Source organism: Actinomycetota bacterium, assembly GCA_030019255.1.
Taxonomy (GTDB): Bacteria; Actinomycetota; Geothermincolia; order Geothermincolales; family RBG-13-55-18; genus Solincola_A.
The window spans coordinates 1-623 of record JASEFK010000039.1; the positions used below are offsets into that span (position 1 = coordinate 1).

The 623-nt window shown below is 59.9% G+C and carries 3 protein-coding genes; 2 read left to right on the plus strand and 1 reads right to left on the minus strand.

All coding sequences use genetic code 11. The features are described 5' to 3' along the window. The coding region (locus tag QME84_12755) for a DUF1670 domain-containing protein (GenBank protein MDI6875133.1) at nt 1–260 on the plus strand (260 nt) is incomplete at its 5' end. Then, nucleotides 260–400: a hypothetical protein gene (locus QME84_12760; GenBank protein ID MDI6875134.1), complete on the plus strand. Its 141-nt coding sequence runs from the start codon at nt 260–262 to the stop codon at nt 398–400. The genes QME84_12755 and QME84_12760, both read left to right, overlap by 1 nt. A gap of 52 nt (nt 401–452) precedes the next feature. Here QME84_12760 and QME84_12765 read toward each other — a convergent pair whose 3' ends face one another. After that, a complete protein-coding gene (locus QME84_12765; protein MDI6875135.1) occupies nt 453–614 on the minus strand; it encodes an ATP-binding protein in 162 nt (53 codons plus the stop codon). Nucleotides 615–623: the final 9 nt, after the last annotated feature.

A 623-nucleotide genomic window follows, 5' to 3' on the forward strand; every position in this document is an offset into this window, starting at 1 on the left:
CCGAGATATCCAGATTCAGCCGGCATTCCCCGGCGGCCATCCAGAGATACCTCATCACCTTGGGAAGGGTGGTCCTGCTTCTCCGCCGGGGATTTAAGGCCAGGGAGATCGCCTTCCTCTGCGGCATCTCGGAGCGGCTGGCACGGGAGTACATGGAGCTGCTCGAGAAAAACGCCGAGGGGTACGCCGAGCGCATAGAGGAGATCGCCGAGCTGGTGTCCTCGCGGCCCGCCTCAAGCGACAAAAAGGGGGCGGCGTGATGGGGACTGGAAAGCCCGCCATGGCCAGGGCCGACGTGATCAGGCGCCGCAACTTTCGCTCCGCCCTCCTCCACATGCTGGAGAGGCAGTACAAGATCATGGGCAGCCGCAGGGTGCTGAAGCTGTCAAGGGCGGGATAAAAATGTACCAAAAACGGCGGTTTAAAATTGTAGGTAGCAGAGCAAGTAAAAGTCACTTCTTAGCCTGAGCGATCCTCTTTGCCTTTGCCCTGGACTGTTCCTTCAGCCGATAGCTGCCGCCTTTGATGTTGACCACGTGGCAGTGGTGCAGGAAGCGGTCGAGGATGGCCGCGGGGAGAGTGGGATCCGAAAGATATTCCCCCCATTCACCCACCCCCTGGTT